Raw genomic sequence first — 451 nt, forward strand, 5'->3', positions numbered from 1 at the left:
CGTTGTACATTTCTGGAGATTCCAGGAATGTCTGGGCGTTCCGATAAGTATTCATGTCGCGGCCCACGAAACTTTCATTGCAAGTGGAGATATAACCATCCAGAGTCCCATGGCCGACATCATGGTTACGCAAGGCTAGATCAACCGATTTCGCAGCGGCGAGGGCAGAACCTGCAGCGAGGTCCATCCCCCGTACCGTAAACCCAGTGTTCAGCGTAAAGCCAGCAGCGTCGCCGACGATCAAGAGCCCTGGAGCAACCAGGTCGTGCTGCATACTGGCACCACCTTCAGCTACAAGATGGCAGCCGTACTCCAGCAATTCGCCGCCCGCTAGGAATGGCGAAACAACCGGGTGAGTCAAGAAGTGGTCGTGCAGCTGCGAGCTTGACTCCCCACTCCTTTCCAAATCACCCAACCGTAAGACGACCCCGGCTGACACGCTGTCTATATT

Annotated in this window: 1 pseudogene; it reads right to left on the reverse strand. The window is 55.4% G+C overall.

From position 1 onward, the window contains the following. Nucleotides 1-274 (reverse strand): annotated as a pseudogene (locus SK224_RS16715) (FAD-dependent oxidoreductase); the annotation flags it as partial. Between the last annotated feature and the right edge of the window lie 177 nt (nt 275-451).

The sequence above is a fragment of the Microbacterium sp. BG28 genome (assembly GCF_034044005.1).
GTDB lineage: Bacteria > Actinomycetota > Actinomycetes > Actinomycetales > Microbacteriaceae > Microbacterium.